Annotated in this window: 14 protein-coding genes; 11 read left to right on the top strand and 3 right to left on the bottom strand. The window is 70.6% G+C overall.

Annotation, left to right across the window (positions count from 1 at the left end):
• The first annotated feature begins 362 nt into the window (after positions 1–362).
• Both BM393_RS15920 and BM393_RS15915 read left to right on the top strand, forming a co-directional pair.
• The gene (locus BM393_RS15920) at positions 363–2,849 is read left to right on the top strand and encodes a PAS domain-containing protein (RefSeq protein WP_175538360.1); all 2,487 of its coding nucleotides are present in this window, start codon (positions 363–365) and stop codon (positions 2,847–2,849) included.
• Positions 2,842–4,365 carry a CHAT domain-containing protein gene (locus BM393_RS15915; protein ID WP_091728186.1) on the top strand — a complete coding sequence of 508 codons (1,524 nt, stop codon included), beginning with the start codon at positions 2,842–2,844 and terminating at the stop codon, positions 4,363–4,365. The genes BM393_RS15920 and BM393_RS15915 overlap by 8 nt, the downstream gene beginning before the upstream one ends.
• Positions 4,366–4,398: 33 nt before the next feature.
• Here BM393_RS15915 and BM393_RS15910 read toward each other — a convergent pair whose 3' ends face one another.
• Both BM393_RS15910 and BM393_RS15905 read right to left on the bottom strand, forming a co-directional pair.
• Entirely contained in the window at positions 4,399–5,559 is a 1,161-nt protein-coding gene (locus BM393_RS15910) for a hypothetical protein (protein ID WP_091728183.1), read from the bottom strand.
• A gap of 19 nt (positions 5,560–5,578) precedes the next feature.
• Positions 5,579–6,706 carry a patatin-like phospholipase family protein gene (locus BM393_RS15905; protein WP_091728181.1) on the bottom strand — a complete coding sequence of 376 codons (1,128 nt, stop codon included), beginning with the start codon at positions 6,704–6,706 and terminating at the stop codon, positions 5,579–5,581.
• A gap of 257 nt (positions 6,707–6,963) precedes the next feature.
• On the opposite strand from BM393_RS15905, the gene BM393_RS15900 reads away from it, so the two are divergent.
• Positions 6,964–8,481 carry a methyl-accepting chemotaxis protein gene (locus BM393_RS15900; RefSeq protein WP_091728179.1) on the top strand — a complete coding sequence of 506 codons (1,518 nt, stop codon included), beginning with the start codon at positions 6,964–6,966 and terminating at the stop codon, positions 8,479–8,481.
• Positions 8,482–8,563: 82 nt separating this feature from the next.
• Positions 8,564–9,223, top strand: a complete 660-nt coding sequence (gph, locus tag BM393_RS15895) for a phosphoglycolate phosphatase (protein ID WP_091728176.1) — start codon at positions 8,564–8,566, stop codon at positions 9,221–9,223.
• Positions 9,224–9,245: 22 nt separating this feature from the next.
• Here gph and BM393_RS15890 read toward each other — a convergent pair whose 3' ends face one another.
• Positions 9,246–9,941, bottom strand: a complete 696-nt coding sequence (locus BM393_RS15890; RefSeq protein WP_091728171.1) for a chalcone isomerase family protein — start codon at positions 9,939–9,941, stop codon at positions 9,246–9,248.
• 378 nt (positions 9,942–10,319) lie between these two features.
• Here BM393_RS15890 and trpE point away from each other — a divergent pair, with 378 nt between their 5' ends.
• The 7 genes from trpE to BM393_RS15855 all read left to right on the top strand — a co-directional run bounded on the left by trpE (position 10,320) and on the right by BM393_RS15855 (position 17,242).
• A complete protein-coding gene (trpE, locus tag BM393_RS15885) occupies positions 10,320–11,804 on the top strand; it encodes an anthranilate synthase component I (protein ID WP_091731655.1) in 1,485 nt (494 codons plus the stop codon).
• 20 nt (positions 11,805–11,824) lie between these two features.
• Positions 11,825–12,409 (top strand): aminodeoxychorismate/anthranilate synthase component II, encoded by a 585-nt coding sequence (locus BM393_RS15880; protein WP_091728166.1) that lies wholly within the window; start codon positions 11,825–11,827, stop codon positions 12,407–12,409.
• The gene (gene ltaE / locus BM393_RS15875; protein ID WP_091728162.1) at positions 12,406–13,476 is read left to right on the top strand and encodes a low-specificity L-threonine aldolase; all 1,071 of its coding nucleotides are present in this window, start codon (positions 12,406–12,408) and stop codon (positions 13,474–13,476) included. Before BM393_RS15880 ends, ltaE begins: the two co-directional genes overlap by 4 nt.
• A gap of 13 nt (positions 13,477–13,489) precedes the next feature.
• Positions 13,490–14,530, top strand: a complete 1,041-nt coding sequence (gene trpD / locus BM393_RS15870) for an anthranilate phosphoribosyltransferase (RefSeq protein WP_091728158.1) — start codon at positions 13,490–13,492, stop codon at positions 14,528–14,530.
• Positions 14,531–14,608: 78 nt separating this feature from the next.
• The gene (trpC, locus tag BM393_RS15865) at positions 14,609–15,400 is read left to right on the top strand and encodes an indole-3-glycerol phosphate synthase TrpC (RefSeq protein ID WP_091728154.1); all 792 of its coding nucleotides are present in this window, start codon (positions 14,609–14,611) and stop codon (positions 15,398–15,400) included.
• 8 nt (positions 15,401–15,408) lie between these two features.
• Entirely contained in the window at positions 15,409–16,110 is a 702-nt protein-coding gene (locus BM393_RS15860; protein WP_091728151.1) for a uracil-DNA glycosylase, read from the top strand.
• Between the two features lie 187 nt (positions 16,111–16,297).
• Positions 16,298–17,242 carry a BadF/BadG/BcrA/BcrD ATPase family protein gene (locus BM393_RS15855; RefSeq protein WP_091728148.1) on the top strand — a complete coding sequence of 315 codons (945 nt, stop codon included), beginning with the start codon at positions 16,298–16,300 and terminating at the stop codon, positions 17,240–17,242.
• The last annotated feature ends 8 nt before the right edge of the window (positions 17,243–17,250 follow it).

Below are 17,250 nucleotides of genomic sequence, written 5' to 3'. Positions count from 1 at the left end.
GGCCAGCCGGCGCCCCTATTCTTTCGGTCATGCGGTCCAGGTTTCTGGTGGTGGATTGCAGAGGCGCAAGCCGGACGTCAATGGGTAAGGCGGGCATCCGAAAGGATGTCCGCCTTCGTCTTTTGGGGCGCTGCGCGCCACGCCTGCGACGCATTCGAATGAGTGGACCTCTCGCCGGTCCTGCCGGGCATGAGGCCGCGCGACGTGGCATCTCCGCCACGGAATCGCCGCGAAGGCCGATGAAATCGGCCTCGGAGGGCGTCGGATCCCTATGTTGTCAGGCGCGCCGCGCGCGCAATCGGCGTAGCCTTCGGGCCGTTGACAGACGGGACTGGCGGCCAGCGATGGCCAGGGAGGCCCTCATGGACGACTCCGCGCACGAGCGGCCCACGTCCGCCGCGGCGGCCGCGCTGCTGGGGCAGATGAAGCGGGCGGTCTTCGACGGCTCACGCATCGCCGTGATCCAGCGCGACCTCGCGAACCGCGTGCTCTACGCCAATGCCGCCGCCTTGGACATGAGCGGCGCCGCCCATGTCGACGAGCTGCGCCTGGACCAGCTCTTCGCCGGCGAGGCCGGCCGCATCCTCGACGAAGAGACACGCGGTCGACGCAACGGCGAGCTCGGCGCCTATCGCGTCACGCTGACGCGCCTGGACGACCCTGGCCGCCAGGTCGCCGTCGAGGTCACCGGCCTGCCGCTGATGGACGCGCGGGGCGCGGTGGTGGGCTCGCTGGGTTTCTTCCGCAGCCTGCAGCACCAGGTGCTGACCGACCGGCTGCGCGAATTGACGCTGAGCCACGCCGGACGCCCGGACCTGCTGCCGCGGATGGCCGAAGCCCTGCGCAGCGAGCTGCCCTACGACCTGATGCTGGTGTCCCGCGTCGTCGCGGACGGCGAGCATTGGGAATCGGAGATCGTCTTCAACCACCCGCCCTTCCGCCAGGACGTGCCGACCGCCTGGTACGAGCTCAACGACGCGCAGCGCGCCTTCATGGAAGCGAACGACGGCGGCATCCACGACTTCGACGCGGTGATGAGCGCGCCGCCCTGGTCCGACATGGCCGACGAGCCGATCTGCCGCCAGATGCGCGCGATGGAGCTGAAGTCCAGCATGTGGCGACGCATCACCCGCGGGCAGGGCAGCGACGAGCGCACCGTCGCCATCCTGACCCTGCTCAGCCGCGAGCGCGATGCCTACGGCGAGTCCCATCAGACGCTGTTCAACCAGCTGCCCCTGGTCGAGACGGTGCTCTGCGCGCTGGACCACGCGGCCCAGGAGCGCGACCGGCGCCAGCTGCGGATGTTCCGCGCGCTCAACCGCTGCGTCGACATCCAGGGCGCCTGCCGCTGCCTGGCCGACGCGCTGATCGAGATCTTCGACTGGCAGCATGTCGCGCTGTTCCGCATCGACAGCGCGCGCGAGTCCATCGTGCGCGTGGCCTCGGCGCGCCGCGGCGAGGACGGGTGCGCGGTCGATACCGGCACCGTCTGGGGCGACTACGCGCAGCACCTGGGCGTGGGCATCCTCGGCCGCGTGGCGCGGACGATGACGGCGCAGAAGATCGCGGATGTCTCGCAGGACCCCGACTACCTGCGCACGCCCGATGGCGAGCCGATCCGCTCCGAACTGGCGGTGCCCATCCTGTTCTCCGAGGGCGAGCGGGTGCGCTTCATCGTCAACGTCGACGATCCCCGGGTCAACGCGTTCTCGCGCGAGCATGTCCGGCAGCTGACCGACATCGCCCACGAGATCGCCGGCGCGATGGAGCGCATCAGCGACCTGACCTTGATGACCGAGTGCGTGAACAACGTCGCCGATCCGGTCATCGCCACCGACGCGAAACTGCGGATCCGCCGCGTCAATCCGGCCGCGGAAGCGCTGTTCGGCGCGCGTCGCAAGGCGCTCGAGGGGCGCAGCCTGATCGACCTGTTCCAGGATCCGCAGCCGCTGGTGGCGCTACTGCAGGGCACCGAGGCCGGTGATCGGCTCGGGGAGTTGCACGTGCGCCGCCCGGCCTGCGAGGACGCGGCGGCGGAGGCCGCCCAGGGCTCCGAGGCGTCGGGCGGGATGGGGGAGGCGCCCAGCTCGGTCTTCGTCACCCGGCGCGACTTTCCCGGCAAGCTCGGCGGCCATGTGTTCATCGCGCGCGACCTGCGGCCGATCCGCCGGTCGGTGCAGCTCGAGTTCCTGGAGGAGACCGCCTACGAGCTGGCCGTCGAGACGCAGGCGCCGCTGGGCATGGCGATGTCCTGGCTGGAAAGCGAGCTCGAGTCGGCGCATCGTCCTGGCGCCGCGCGCGACCCGGACCGGGCCCGCGACCTGCAGACGGTCCTGCGGCAACTGGGCCGGGTGAAGCATGCCTTCACGCGCCTGGCCATGTACAACCGCGAGGCCCGCGTCGCCGCGCGCGCGGTCAGCACGGTCCAGCTCGACAGCGAGCTGGAGGCGCTGCTCGCCAGCCTGGCCGCGTCGGAGCGGGAGAAGGTGCGGCTGGTCTCGGCGGCGCGGCGGGTCGAGGTCGAGGCCGACCACACGCAGATGCACATCGTCGTGGAGAGCCTGCTGTCGGTGCTGCTGCGCGCGGCGCCGGAGACGGCGACGGTGCAGCTCACGCTGGTGCCGGACGACCGGGAAGTCTTCCTGCGCCTGCGCGGCAAGCTGCCACCGGCCCGTCGGCACGGCACGCGTTTCGCGGCGCCCGAGGCGGCGCAGGCGGATCTGCGGCTGGCTCATCCGCTGCTCGACAAGCTGATGCGCAACCAGGGCGGCAGCCTGCGCATCCACGCGCTGGCCGATGGCGAGACCGAATTCGTGCTCGGTTTCCCAAGGGGGATCGCTCATGGCTGACTTCCTCCTGGTGTTCTGTCCGCAGCAGCAAGGCATCGAGGTCGAGCAGATCAAGAAGCAGCTGCGGCGCTTCGGCGCGCACGCGGTGCAGCAGGAGACCACCTGCGAGACCGCCCTGGAGCAGCTGCAGCAGCAGCGCTTCGACTTCGTCATCGTCGGCAGCCGCCTCGCGGCCGATGCCGGCGCGGTGGTGGAGGACGGCGGCGGTCTCGACTTCTGCCGCAAGGCCCGGCTGCTGACGCAGACGCCGATGATGCTGCTGGCGCCGGCGCTGACCTCGGAGCTGCAGCGCGAGAGCGCGCGCGTGCCGGGCCTGACCGCCTATGCCGATCCGGGCACCGCCGGCGGCTTCGCGCTCGAGCTGCTGCAGCCCGGCCAGCGCGTCGATCCCTGCCTGGCGATCCGCGTCAAGGCCAGCGAGACCGGCTGGAGCTTCGACATCGACGGCATCGGCTTCAAGTTCCATGGCGACGGCATGCTGACCGTGCCCCGCTCGGCCTGGATGCGCTGGGAAGCGCAGCACATGTTCCAGCCCGACTGGTACGACGAGTTCTCCGACATCGGCGAAAGCATCCGCATCGCGCTGTGCGACGAGAACCCGCATTTCAAGGTCCAGCGCGAACTGGGCCGCGCCGCCGCGGCGATGCAGCTGGGCGATGCCGGGCGCGAGCTGCCGGACCGGCTCACCTTCGCGGTGTCGGAGGCCTGTTATCCGCTGATGCTGGAGGCGGTCTTCGATCCGTCGCTGCGGCCGGAGCCCTGGCTGGCGCAGGCCGCCTCGGTGGCGCGGCGCCTGCTGGAAAGCGATGGCGACGCGAGCCAGGACCTGTTCTCCGGACCGCCCGCGGCGCGGCGCGCGCTGCTGATCTGCGCCGACACGCATGGCAGCGTGTTCAGCGCGAAGCTGCTGGGCGGGCAAGTGCGGCTCGATCCTCTGACCTCGGTGCGGCTCGAATGCGCGCGGGTGCGCAAGCTGCTGACGACCCGCGATACGCGCACGGGCCAGCCGCTGTTCTACGAGGACAACATCCGCGTGCTCGGCATGGACGGGCCGGTGACGCGCGCGGCGCTCGACGCGGCGCTGCGCGAGGGCAGCTGGGACCTGATCCATTTCGCCGGCCACACCTGCTTCCAGCGCCATGGCGCGCAGCAGCGCGGCGGCACCGGCTTCCTGTTCATCGGGCCGGCGGAGGAGCCGGAGGGCATCGACTTCGGCGACATCGTCAGCTACATGCGCGAGGCGCGCTTCGTCTACCTGAGCAGCTGCGAGAGCGGCAACTCGGGCTTCGCGGCGCTGGCCGCGGCCGCCGGCATCCATGCGGTGCTGGGTTATCGCTGCCGCGTCAACGACCGCACGGCGGCGCTGCAGGCGAGGCTCTTCTACCGGATGCTGCTGCACAGCCACTCGCTGAACGCGGCCTTCGGCCTGGCGCGGCGCCGCATCTACAAGCGCTACCGCGACCGGGACAACGCCTGGGCCTCCGCGATGCTGGTCACGCCGGAATTCCGGTCGTGATCGGGGAAGGCGGTCTCGTCGACGCGTTCTCGCTCAACTCGGCTCGCCGGTCATCAGGTCCAGCGCAATGCCGGCGGCGGGATCGCGCGGGTAGAAAGCTTGATGGCCGTGCGCGGCGCGCATTGCCGGCTCGCCCCACGGCGCGGTGCGGTCGGACCGATAGTTGAAGAACAGGCGCGCGCCGGGCACCTGCCGCACGACCGCGTGGATCGCTTCGTCGTCCGGATGCTGGAAGAGGCTGCCGTCGGTGGAGACCAGCCAGGTGCCGCACTCGATCCGGCCGAGCAACTCCGGGCTGAGGTTGGCGGCCGAGCCGTGGTGGGCCAGCTTGACCGCGTCGAGCCGCAGCGTCGCGGCGCCCGTTGCGGCCGCCAACCGGCCCAGCGTCGCCGCGAGCGTCGGCGCATGCGCGTCGCCGAGCAGTGCGAGGCGTCGACCGGCGTATTCGGCGATGACGGCGATGCTCGAGCCGTTGGCCACCGCGTCATCCATCGGCCCGAGCGCCAGCGCCGCCGACGACATCATCTGGTCCGGCGTCGGCCGCAGCCGCGCGCCCGAGGCGCGATAGGCCGCGCGACCATCGAGCCGCGCGCGCAGCGCCGCCTCGTTCGCCGGGTCGACCTCGGCGCGCTCCAGCGCGCGGCTCCAGGCGGTGCGCAGCTTGACGAGTTTGTCCAGCGTCGGCGACAGCAAGGTGAGCCGCAGGCCGCCGGGCAGCTCGCGCACCGGCAGCGGGCCGGTCGCGGGCACGAACACCGGCGCGCCTTCGAAGGCCGCGTTCCATTGGCGCCCATCGATGCGCACGCTGATCTCGGTGCCCTGCATCGCGCTGCGCTGGTGGATGCCGGCCTCGTCGGATGGCGCTTGGCGGGGGGCGGGCGGCGGCTCCTTCAGTTCCTGCGCGATGTGCGGCCAGCCGTTGAACCAGATGTCCCGGAAGGTGGCCAGCTCCGGATGATTCAGCAGCTTGAGACAGCCCTCGATGTGATCGCCGTCGACATGCGTGATGACCAGCAGTTCCAGCTCGCGCTGATCCTCGGGCAGCGCCGCCAGGCGGGCCGACAGCGCGCCATAGGCGCCGATCGGTCCGCCGTCGATCAGCACGCGATGGGGCCGCGCCGCGTCGCCATAGCTCAGCAGCAGGCAGTCGCCGTGCCGCGCCGGCAGCAGCTCGATGCGGAAGACCTCGGCCATGGCGGTCGTGGCGACGCGCTCAGGACAACGCGTGCCGCGGATAGGGCCAGGCGGGTGCCTGGGAGCGGAAGACCACCGCCGGCGCGCGGGAACGCAGCGCGGCGTCGCTGACCGCGTAACCCCAGTTGATCAGCTCGCACTGCTCCTGTTCCTTGAAGCGGTCCAGGCGCGTGCGGATCGCCGCGAGGTCGGCGATCCGCGCCGGATCGACGGACAGCGCCGGCACCTCGGTCGCGGGGTAGTCGGCGATGTCGGTGTCGATGGCCCAGAACGCGCCCTGGGCCTCGCCGCGCGCGTAGGCCGCGATCAGCATGCGCTTGCGCAGGGCCAGCGCCTGGTTCAGCCCGATGTCCATCGCCCGCAGCACCTGCCGCGGGGCCATCGTGCCGATGCCGGCGTCGATGTCGAAGGGCTTGCCGGCGTCGCTGACCAGCACCGTCGCATGGCGGCCCCAGACGGTCTCCAGCCCGAGGTTGTCGTAGACGCCGCCGTCGGCCAGCATCAGGCGGCGGCGGTAGTCGACCTGGTCGTAGAGGTCGGCGCCATCGACGCGGGTGAAGTCCTCCGGCCGCACGTCCAGCGCGATCGGCGCCAGGACCGGCGGGAAGGCGCTCGAGCAGGCGACCGCTGTGGCCACGTCGAAGCGCGGTTTCGGGATGAGGCCGATGCGGTAGTCGCCGGCGTAGGGCTTGGAGAAGCGGAAGCTGACGCCGGTGGCGTAGTTGGTCGCGTTGAACACGAAGCGCGGCGTATCGGGCAGCGACTGCAGCGAGGCGTCCAGGCCCAGACGCTGGCGATATTCCTCGGCGACGGCCTCGCCGGCCGACCGGAAGGGATTGAAGGCGCCCGACAGCACCGAGGCCACGTCGATGTTGCGGGCGCAGAACTCGCGCAGCGGTGTCACGACTTCGGCCTCGAAACGCGGGGAGTGCCCGTCGCCATCGAAGGCCAGCCGCGGCCAGCGCACGGCCAGCAGCCCCGAGGCGATCGAGCCGCCGGACACGCTGGACAGGCGCGCCAGCCGGCCCAGCACGCCCAGCTCGTTGAGCCGCCACAGCACGCCGACATGGAACAGCACGGCTCGGAAGCCGCCGCCGGACAGCGCGAGCGCGATGCCGTCGGCACGCGCGTCAGGGTCGAGGGGCATGGCCGTCTCCCGCAGTGGCAATGGACCAGCCTAGGCGCCGGGCGCTGGCGTCGCAAGCGGTCAAGTTGGGGATACGGGCCGGCGTGACGGCGCACGGCAGGCCGACCGTGGGGGCGCGGCCGTGAGGTAGTGACGCATAACGCCGTGCGTTAGCGGCGATGGGGATTCAGCATCGAACGGAACGAGCCGATAGTGCTGTCTGGTCCATTCGCGCCGCCCCGTGCATCGGGCGTGGCGGCGCCGTTCTCTTCCCACTCATGAAACTCCGCACCCGCATTCTTTTCCTGTGTCTGGCCGCGTTGATCGGCATGGTGGTCCTGGCAACGGTGTCCTTGACGACGCTGCGCCAGACGATGATGAAGGAGCGCACCGCGCAGCTGTCCACGTTGGTGGTGCTGGCCCAGGCCGCGCTCGAGAAGCTGCACGAGCAGGAGCTCGCCGGCAAGCTGACCCGCGAGGAGGCACAGCGTCAGGGCAAGCTGATCATCGGCAGCTTCCGCAAGGACGAGCTCTACTTCTTCGTCCGCGGCTACAGCGATGACGTCAACCTGGTGCATCCCAATCCGAAGCGCGTCGGCATCGTCGACGCCAAGGGCGGCAAGGAGGCCGGCGTGCGCTATCGCGCCGCGCTGGAAGGCCGCAAGGTTGGCACCGTGATCGCACCGGGGACGCGGCCCAACACCAAGGACGAGGTCGAGAAGCTCTACGCGGTGACCCGCTTCGAGCCCTGGGACTGGATCGTCGGCTTCGGCGACTACATCGACGACATCGACAAGGCCTTCTGGCGCAGCGCCACGGTGCTGCTGTCGATCGGCCTGGCGCTGATGGCGGTGGTCGGCCTGCTGGGCTGGCGCCTGGCGACCAGCATCTACCGCCAGCTGGGCGGCGAGCCGGCCTATGCCTCGGAGATCGTCCACCGCATCGGTGCCGGCGACCTGAACGTGGCGGTGGACCTGCGCGGCGCGCATGCCGACAGCCTGCTGGTGGCGATGGACCGCATGCAGCGCAGCCTGTCGACCACCGTCGGCCAGATCCGCGGCGCGACCGACACCATCGCCAGTGCCGCGGGGGAGATCGCCTCGGGCAACCGCGACCTGTCCTCGCGCACCGAGGCGCAGGCCAGCGCGCTGGAAGAGACGGCGGCGTCGATGGAGGAACTGACCGCCACCGTCAAGCAGAGCGCCGACAACGCCCGGCAGGCCAACCAACTGGCGATGTCGGCGTCCGATTTCGCGGTGCAGGGCGGCCAGGTGGTCGACGAGGTGGTGGCCACGATGGCGTCCATCAGCGGCTCGTCCAACAAGATCGTCGACATCATCGGCGTCATCGACGGCATCGCCTTCCAGACCAACATCCTGGCGCTGAACGCGGCGGTGGAGGCGGCCCGCGCCGGGGAGCAGGGACGTGGCTTCGCGGTGGTGGCCTCGGAGGTGCGCACGCTGGCGCAGCGCAGCGCGACGGCGGCCAAGGAGATCAAGTCGCTGATCGGCGACTCGGTGCAGAAGGTCGAGGCAGGCAGCGCGCTGGTGAGCCAGGCCGGCGCGACCATGTCGCAGATCGTGGGCAGCGTGAAGCGGGTCACCGACATCGTCGGCGAGATCTCCAGCGCCAGCCAGGAGCAGACCGCCGGCATCGAGCAGATCAATCAGGCCATCGCGCAGATGGACCAGGCGACGCAGCAGAACGCGGCGCTGGTCGAGCAGGCCTCGGCCGCGGCCGAGTCGCTCGAGCAGCAGTCGCAGGCGCTGGTGACGGCGGTGGGCGCGTTCTCCTGAACGCCTGAACGCGCCCGGGCGAGCGAGGCGGTCGGCGGGGCACCGCTACGATGCGGGCCCCGATGTCCTCGTTGCCGCACCGATGCCCGCGCTCGTTCCCACTCCCACCGCCTTCATGCTCGACCTCGACGGCACGCTCGTCGACACGCTGGGCGACTTCGTCGCCGTGCTCAACCGCGTGATGGCCGACATGGCGCTGCCCGAGGTCTCGCGCGCTTTCGTCGAGCACACCATCGGGCAGGGCAGCGAGCACCTGATCCGCAGCGTGCTCGCCGAGGCGGGCGCGCCGCCGCAGCGCTACGAGGAGGCCTGGACGCTGTACCAGCGCCATTACGAGGTGCTCAACGGCGAGCACGCCGATGTGTTTCCCGGCGTCGTCGAGGGACTGGACGCGCTCAAGGCGCTCGGCCTGCCGATGGCCTGCCTGACCAACAAGCCGGCCGCCTTCGCCCGCGAGCTGCTCCGGCGCAAGGGCCTGGCCCACTACTTCGACCGCGTCTTCGGCGGCGACGACTTCGAGCGCAAGAAGCCCGATCCGCTGCCGCTGCTCAAGACCTGCGAGGCGCTGGGCAGCGCGCCGGCCACGACCTGGATGATCGGCGACTCCAGCAACGACGCCCGCGCCGCCCACGCGGCCGGCTGCCCGATCGCGCTGGTCAGCTACGGCTACAACCACGGCGAGCCGATCCGCGGCGTGCCCGCGGATCGCTACCTGGACCGGCTGGACGAGCTGCTCGGCTGAGCGCTCGCGGAGCGCCGCGAGCTCAGCGGTTGCTGCCCGCGGCGTTGCGGCTGCTCGTCGCGGCAGGCTTGGCGCCGCCCAGCAGCGCCACCTTCAGGTCGGAATCGGCCGGCGACTTGCCCAGCCAGATCTTCAGCAGCATGTGGAAGAAGTCCTCGCCCTTGATCGGCTCGCCGGGAATCAGCTGGCCGTTGACGAAGACCACGGTGCCGGTGCCGGGGATGTAGTCCACACCGAAGCTCTCTCCGGTCTTGAGCTTCTTCTTCTGCACGAAGATCTCCGACATGCGCAGCACGCCGCTGATGGAGCGGCCGAATTCCTCGCGCGTGGCGTTCTGCTCCATGCCCTTGGTGAAGAGCTTGCCCAGCTCCTCGCCATCGATGTCGCGCAGCATCTGGATGTGGATGCGCTTGGGACCGTTGTTGGCCAGCACGGCCTCCGGCGTGGTGGCCTTCGCGTTCAGGTACAGGCCGGCGGTGTAGACCTTGAAGATCGCCTTGTAGCGGATCCCCGCGCCGTTGAGCTGCAGCTTCTGGCCGGCGACCTCGGCGGTGCCGTCGTACTTGACGCCGGCGAGCTCGACCGGCGCCGGGGCCGCCGCGGGCGGGGCGGCCGGCGCGGCCGATGACGCGCCCGGTGGCGTCGACTGGGCGGACGCCCCGACGGGCGCCAGCATCGCGGCCGCGAGCGCGGCCATCAGGACATTGCGCTTGGACATGGTGTCTCCTTCCCTCCGGAGGATCGGCCGGCTCCGCGGCCGGCTCTGGACGGGGAGTATGCGCGAACCGCCCCGCGGCCGGACCCCGGGAATCCGCCTGCTACACTGCGCCGCACCATGTTTATCACGCGCAAGCACATCAAGGGGTCGAACGACCGGGGAGCCTGGCCCTGGCGATCCTGGCACGACTTCACCTGAAGCCGCCTGCTGCTTGCCACCCGCCGTCCCCTCTATCCCTCGGACGCGGGTCACCGTCACACTCTTGCTGCACCCTACCCGACGGGGCAGGTCCAACAGGCGACCTGAGTTTCCGCTTGCGCGCGCGCCGTGATGCCCTGCATCGCCGGCCTCGCCGCAGCCGACAAGAGGTTTGACGACGTGATCACCGAACTGGAATTCCAAAGCCTGGCCGCTGACGGCTACAACCGCATCCCGCTGATCAGCGAGGCCTTCGCGGACCTTGAGACCCCGCTCTCGCTCTACCTCAAGCTCTGCGCCGGCAACGGGCCGGGCCGGCACAGCTTCCTGCTGGAATCCGTGGTCGGCGGCGAGCGCTTCGGGCGCTACTCCTTCATCGGGCTGCCGGCCCGCACCGTGCTCAAGAGCGAAGGCACGGTCACCCGCGTGATCCGTGACGGCGCGGTGCTCGAGACCCACGAGGGAGACCCGCTCGCCTTCATCGAGGCCTACCAGCAGCGCTTCAAGGTCGCGCTGCGGCCCGGCATGCCGCGCTTCTGCGGCGGCCTGGCCGGCTACTTCGGCTACGACGCGGTGCGCTACATCGAGCCGCGCCTGGCGGACTCCACGCCCGAGGGCGGCCTGCCCACCCCCGACGTGATGCTGCTGCAGTGCGAGGAGCTCGCCGTCATCGACAACCTCTCGGGCAAGCTCTACCTGATCGTCTACGCCGACCCGTCGCAGCCCGAGGCCTACTTCAAGGCCAAGAAGCGGCTGACCGAGCTCAAGGACAAGCTGGGCTACTCGGTGGCCGCGCCGCGCGTGGTGCGCGGGCAAGCCCATCCGGTCGAGCGCGAGTTCAACAAGGCCGACTTCCTCGCCTCGGTCGACAAGGCCAAGGCCTTCATCGCGGCCGGCGACTGCATGCAGATCGTCTTCGGCCAGCGGCTCAAGAAGCGCTACACCGAATCGCCGCTGAGCCTCTACCGCGCGCTGCGTTCGCTCAATCCCAGCCCCTACATGTACTTCTACGACATGGGGGACTTCCAGATCGTCGGCGCTTCGCCCGAGATCCTGGTGCGCCAGGAATCGACGCCGGAAGGCCGCAAGGTCACGATCCGCCCGCTGGCCGGCACGCGTCCGCGCGGCGGCACGCCGGAGCAGGATCAGGCGCTCGAAGTGGAGCTCAAGGCCGATCCCAAGGAGCGCGCCGAGCACCTGATGCTGATCGACCTGGCCCGCAACGACATCGGTCGCATCGCGCGGACCGGCAGCGTCAAGGTCACCGACGCGTTCGCGGTCGAGCGCTATTCGCATGTGATGCACATCGTCAGCAATGTCGAGGGCCTGCTGAAGGACGGCATCGGCAACATGGACGTGTTCCGCGCCAGCTTCCCGGCCGGCACGCTGTCGGGCGCGCCCAAGATCCGCGCGATGGAGATCATCGACACGCTCGAGCCCGTCAAGCGCGGCATCTATGGCGGCGCCTGCGGCTACCTGAGCTTCGGCGGCGACATGGACCTGGCCATCGCGATCCGCACCGGCGTGGTCATGGACCAGGTGCTCTACGTGCAGGCGGCGGCGGGCATCGTGGCCGATTCGGTGCCCGAGCTCGAATGGAAGGAGACCGAGGCCAAGGCCCGCGCGCTACTGCGCGCGGCGGAGCTGGTCGAGGAAGGTTTCTGACCCGGACGAAGGAGAACGACATGCTGCTGATGATCGACAACTACGACAGCTTCACCTTCAACCTGGTGCAGTACTTCGCCGAGCTCGGCGCCGACGTGAAGACGGTCCGCAACGACCAGATCAGCCTCGACGAGATCGCGGCGCTCAAGCCCACCCACCTCGTGCTCTCGCCCGGCCCCTGCACGCCCAAGGAAGCCGGCATCTGCGTGCCGGCGATCCAGCGCTTCATCGGCCAGCTGCCCATCCTGGGCGTGTGCCTGGGCCACCAGAGCATCGGTGCCGCGCTTGGTGGGAACATCATCCGCGCCAAGGTGCAGATGCATGGCAAGTCCTCGACCATCACCACCGACACGCAGGGCGTCTTCAGCGGCCTGCCCGAGCGCTTCGACGTGATCCGCTACCACTCGCTGGCGATCGAGGAAGCGACGATTCCGGCCGAGCTGGAGATCAGCGCGCGCAGCGAGGACGGCGAGATCATGGGCGTGCGTCACCGCGCGCTCGCCGGCACCGCCACGCCGCTGGAGGGCGTGCAGTTCCATCCCGAATCCATCCTGTCCGAGCACGGCCACGCGATGCTCAAGAACTTCCTGGAGTTGGCGCGATGAATGCGAGCACGAATGCGGGCAGGAATGTGGACGCGGCGGTCGTCGACCTGCGCAGCGACACCGTCACCCAGCCCACCGCCGGCATGCGTGCCGCCATGGCGGCGGCGCCGCTGGGCGATGACGTCTTCGGCGACGACCCCAGCGTCAACGCGCTGCAGTCGGCGCTGGCGGAGCGCCTGGGCTTCGAGGCGGCGCTCTTCATGCCCACCGGCACGCAGAGCAATCTGTGCGCGCTGATGGCGCATTGCCAGCGCGGCGACGAGTACATCGTCGGCCAGTTCGCCCACACCTACCGCTGGGAGGGCGGTGGCGCCGCGGTGCTGGGCTCGATCCAGCCGCAGCCGCTGAACCACGCGCCCGACGGCTCGCTGCCGCTGGCCGACATCGAGGCCAACATCAAGCCCGACGACGCGCACTTCGCGCGCACCCGGCTGCTGGCGCTGGAGAACACGATCGGCGGCAAGGTGCTGCCGATGGACTACCTGGCCGCCGCGTCCGAGCTGGCGCGGCGTCACGGCCTGGCCCGTCACCTGGACGGCGCGCGCCTGTTCAACGCGGCCGTCGCCGTGGCCGCCGCCGAGGGCGGCGATCCGTATGCCGCGGCGCGGCGCATCTGCGCGCATTTCGACAGCGTCTCGGTCTGCTTCTCCAAGGGCCTGGGCGCGCCGGTGGGCTCGGTGCTGTGCGGCTCGCGCGAGTTGATCCAGCGCGCGCACCGCTCGCGCAAGATGCTCGGCGGCGGCATGCGCCAGGCCGGCGTGCTCGCGGCGGCGGCGCATCACGCGCTCGACCACCAGGTCACGCGCCTGGCCGAGGACCATGCGCTCGCCAGTCGCCTGGCCGAGGGCCTGCGCGGACTGCCCGGCCTGACGGTCGAGGCGCCGCAGACCAACATCGTGTTCTGCGATGTCGACAAGGACATCGCCGCGGCGCTGGTCGCGCATCTGAAGGCGCAGGGCGTGCTGGCGACGGGCCTGTACAAGCTGCGCTTCGTCACCCACCTGGATGTCGACGCCGTGGGCGTCGACCGCGCGATCGCGGCGGTGCGCCGCTTCTTCAACGCCTGAGCGGGAGGCCACCATGCCCATCACCGACAACGAAGCGCTGACGCGGGTCATCGAGCACCGCGAGATCTTCCACGACGAGATGCTGGCGCTGATGCGCCGCATCATGAGCGGCGAGATCTCGCCGGTGACCGCCGCGGCCATCCTGATCGGCCTGCGCGTGAAGAAGGAGACCATCGGCGAGATCACCGCCGCAGCGCAGGTGATGCGCGAGTTCTCCGTCAAGGTGCCGATCACGCCGGGGCCGCACCTGGTGGACGTCGTCGGCACCGGCGGCGACGGCGCGCATACCTTCAACATCTCGACCTGCTCGATGTTCGTGGCGGCCGCGGCGGGCGCGCAGGTGGCCAAGCACGGCAACCGCAGCGTCTCGTCCAAGACCGGCAGCGCGGATGTGCTGGAGGCGCTCGGCGTGACGCTGTCGCTGCCGCCGCAGGCGGTCGCCGATTGCGTGCGCAACACCGGCATCGGCTTCATGTTCGCGCCCAACCATCACCCGGCGATGAAGAACATTGCGCCTGTCCGCAAGGAACTGGGCGTGCGCACCATCTTCAACATCCTGGGTCCGCTGACCAATCCGGCGGACGCGCCCAACATCCTGATGGGCGTGTTCCATCCGGACCTGGTCGGCATCCAGGTCCGCGTGATGCAGCGCCTGGGCGCGCAGCACGCGGTCGTGGTCTACGGCAAGGACAACATGGACGAGATCTCGCTGGGCGCGGCGACGCTGGTCGGCGAGCTCCGCAACGGCGAGATCCGCGAGTACGAGATCCATCCCGAGGACTTCGGCATGCCCATGGTCGCCAGCCGCAACCTGCGGGTGAGCGGCCCCGAGGAGAGCCGCCGCATCCTGCTGGGCGTGCTCGGCAACGAGCCCGGCGCGGCGCGCGACATCGTGCTGCTCAATGCCGGCGCGACGCTGTATGCGGCCAATGTCGTCGAGTCCATCGCCGACGGCATCGTGAAGGCGCGCGCGGCGATCGAGTCCGGCGCGGCGCGCGCCAAGCTCGACGAATTCGTCGCCGAGACGCAGCGGCAAGCCGCGGCGCAGTCCTGATCGTGGCGAGGCCGGGCCCGTGCGGGCCTGGGCGTCGACCGCCTCCGGCCCTGGCGCCGGACCTGAAGTGAGAAAGCCATGTCCGACATCCTGGATCGCATCAATGCCGTCAAGCGCGACGAGGTCGCCGCCGCGCAGGCCCGCGTGCCGCTGGCCGCCCTGCGTGCCGAGGCGGAATCGCGCGCGGAGCCCACGCGCGGCTTCGCGCAGGCGCTGCGCGACAAGATCGCCGCCGGCCGCAGCGGTGTGATCGCCGAAGTGAAGAAGGCCAGCCCCAGCAAGGGCGTGCTGCGCGCCGACTTCCGTCCCGCCGACATCGCCCGCAGCTACGAGCGGCACGGCGCGGCCTGCCTGAGCGTGCTCACCGACGCGCCGCACTTCCAGGGCTCGGTCGAGTACCTGCAGCAGGCGCGCGCCGCCTGCGCGCTGCCGGTGCTGCGCAAGGACTTCATGGTTGATCCGTACCAGGTCTACGAGGCGCGCGCGATGGGCGCGGACTGCATCCTGCTGATCGTCGCCAGCCTCGCGGACGGCCAGATGGCGGAGCTGGAGGACTGCGCGCTGGGCCTGGGCCTGGACGTGCTGGTGGAGGTTCACGATGGCGCCGAACTCGAGCGCGCGCTGCGCCTGAAGACGCCGCTGGTGGGCATCAACAACCGCAACCTGAAGACCTTCGAGGTGACGCTGGACACGACGCTGGGACTGCTGGCGCAGGTGCCGGCCGATCGCCTGCTGGTGACCGAGTCCGGGATCCTGGGTCCCGACGACGTGCAGCGCATGCGCGACGCGCAGGTGCATGCCTTCCTGGTCGGCGAGGCCTTCATGCGCGCGCCCGACCCGGGCGCGGCGCTGTCGGCGCTGTTCGGTTGAGGCCGGCGATGCCCGCGACGCTGCAGGCCATCGACTGGCAAGTCGGCGACGGCTGGCAGCCGCTGATCGACGCCTGGCGCGCGAGCGCCGACGGCCAGCGCATCGAAGCGCTGCTGAAGGCGCGCCTGGCCGCGGGCGCCGCCATCTATCCGCCGGACCCGCTGCGCGCGCTGCGGCTCACGCCGCTGACGCGGGCGACGGTGGTGATCGTCGGCCAGGATCCGTATCACGGGCCGGGGCAGGCGGAAGGGCTGGCGTTCTCGGTGCCGGCGGGGCAGAAGCTGCCACCGTCGCTGCGCAACATCTTCAAGGAGCTGCAGCGCGACCTGGGCCAGCAGCCGGCGATGTGTGGTCACCTGGGCGAATGGGCCCGGTGCGGCGTGCTGCTGCTCAACACCAGCCTGACGGTTGAGGACGGCGCCGCCGCCTCGCATGCGAAGAAGGGCTGGGAATCGCTCACCGATGCGCTCATCGCCGCGACGGCGCGGGATGCGGCGCCGAAGGTCTACCTGCTGTGGGGCGCGCATGCGCAGGCCAAGGCGCCGTTGATCGAGGCCGCCGGTAACGGTCACCTTGTGCTGCAGGCCAATCACCCGTCGCCGCTCTCGGCCACGCGCGGGCCGGTGCCGTTCATCGGCTGCGGCCACTTCTCCGCGGCGCGGGACTGGCTCAAGGGCAAGGGCGTCGACCTGGAGTGGTCGCTGGACTGAAGGACTGCAAAGGGCGCTGGCCCTCCGCAGGCCACCTCTGCGCGCTTCCTCATTTCAATCGGCCATCACTGGTACGTTGGTGGTTATCATCCGCGAGCCCCTAGCGGAGCGATTTGTGCATCAAGGTTAAGTCCAGTGCGCTACCAATTGACGCTTCGCGTTTTTTGGTACTAAACTGGTATTAATCATGAACAGCCACCCCTTGGCGGACGCCTGGTCCGCGCCCTTGCAGCCGCGCTTCACCGCCGTCCGCTACCTCGTGGGGGTGGATGGCGGCGGCACCGGCACTCGGGTCCGGCTGAGCGATGTCCACGGACAACTGCTCGGCCAGGGATGGGCGGGGCCGTCCGCGCTGGGGCAGGGCATCGCCCAGGCCTGGCGTCATATCCAGACGGCGGTCCAGGAGGCCGCGGCCAAGGCCGGCATCGAGCGCCTGCCGCTGGCCGAGGCCGCCATCGGACTCGGCCTGTCCGGCGCCGGCGTCACCGCGCAGGCGCAGGCCTTCATCGCGCAGCAGCCCGGCTACGCCCACATCGAGCTCGCGAATGACGGCACCACCTCCGTCATCGGCGCCCATGCCGGCCGGCCCGGTGGCGTCATCGCCGCCGGCACCGGCACGGTGGGCGAGGCGCTGCGCGCCGACGGCTCGCTGGTCTGCGTCAGCGGCTGGGGCTGGATCGGCGGGGACGAAGGCAGCGGCGCCTGGCTCGGCATCCAGGCCATGCGTCAGGCGCAGAAGGCCATGGACGGCCGCGCCGAGCCCGGCCCGCTCGCCCAGGCGGTGTGGGGCGCCGCCGGCTGCCAGCACGAGCAGGATCGCGACGCGATCAACGCCTGGGTCGCCCAGGCCGGCCAGCATGCCTACGCGCAGCTGGCGCCGCTGGTCTTCGAGCATGCGGGCGCCGACCCGGCCGCGGCCGCGCTGGTCGCGCAGGCGGTGGCGGAACTCGAGCAGCTCGCGCTCGCGCTGGACCCCACGCAGCAGCTGCCGCTGTCGCTCGCGGGCAGCGTGGCGCAGCGGCTTGCCGCGCTTTTCTCAGGCAACATTCGGGCCCGTTGCGTGTCGCCCCAGGGCGACTCGGCCGACGGTGCGCTGCGGCTGGTCCGCGGCGCTCTCTCCGACCCCCGTTGAGAAGCAGA

The organism is Mitsuaria sp. PDC51 (assembly GCF_900113225.1).
In the GTDB taxonomy this organism is placed as follows: Bacteria; Pseudomonadota; Gammaproteobacteria; order Burkholderiales; family Burkholderiaceae_C; genus Roseateles.
Note: the sequence above shows the minus strand (reverse complement) of the source record. Positions and strands in the feature narration are given on the sequence as shown.

Bases quoted from the DNA above. Each gene is read 5' to 3' on its own strand.
- BM393_RS15920 (WP_175538360.1), top strand. From the start codon at position 363: ATGGACGACTCCGCGCACGAGCGGCCCACGTCCGCCGCGGCGGCCGCG.
- BM393_RS15915 (WP_091728186.1), top strand. From the start codon at position 2,842: ATGGCTGACTTCCTCCTGGTGTTCTGTCCGCAGCAGCAAGGCATCGAG.
- BM393_RS15910 (WP_091728183.1), bottom strand. From the start codon at position 5,559: ATGGCCGAGGTCTTCCGCATCGAGCTGCTGCCGGCGCGGCACGGCGAC.
- BM393_RS15905 (WP_091728181.1), bottom strand. From the start codon at position 6,706: ATGCCCCTCGACCCTGACGCGCGTGCCGACGGCATCGCGCTCGCGCTG.
- BM393_RS15900 (WP_091728179.1), top strand. From the start codon at position 6,964: ATGAAACTCCGCACCCGCATTCTTTTCCTGTGTCTGGCCGCGTTGATC.
- gph (WP_091728176.1), top strand. From the start codon at position 8,564: ATGCCCGCGCTCGTTCCCACTCCCACCGCCTTCATGCTCGACCTCGAC.
- BM393_RS15890 (WP_091728171.1), bottom strand. From the start codon at position 9,941: ATGTCCAAGCGCAATGTCCTGATGGCCGCGCTCGCGGCCGCGATGCTG.
- BM393_RS15880 (WP_091728166.1), top strand. From the start codon at position 11,825: ATGCTGCTGATGATCGACAACTACGACAGCTTCACCTTCAACCTGGTG.
- ltaE (WP_091728162.1), top strand. From the start codon at position 12,406: ATGAATGCGAGCACGAATGCGGGCAGGAATGTGGACGCGGCGGTCGTC.
- trpD (WP_091728158.1), top strand. From the start codon at position 13,490: ATGCCCATCACCGACAACGAAGCGCTGACGCGGGTCATCGAGCACCGC.
- trpC (WP_091728154.1), top strand. From the start codon at position 14,609: ATGTCCGACATCCTGGATCGCATCAATGCCGTCAAGCGCGACGAGGTC.
- BM393_RS15860 (WP_091728151.1), top strand. From the start codon at position 15,409: ATGCCCGCGACGCTGCAGGCCATCGACTGGCAAGTCGGCGACGGCTGG.
- BM393_RS15855 (WP_091728148.1), top strand. From the start codon at position 16,298: ATGAACAGCCACCCCTTGGCGGACGCCTGGTCCGCGCCCTTGCAGCCG.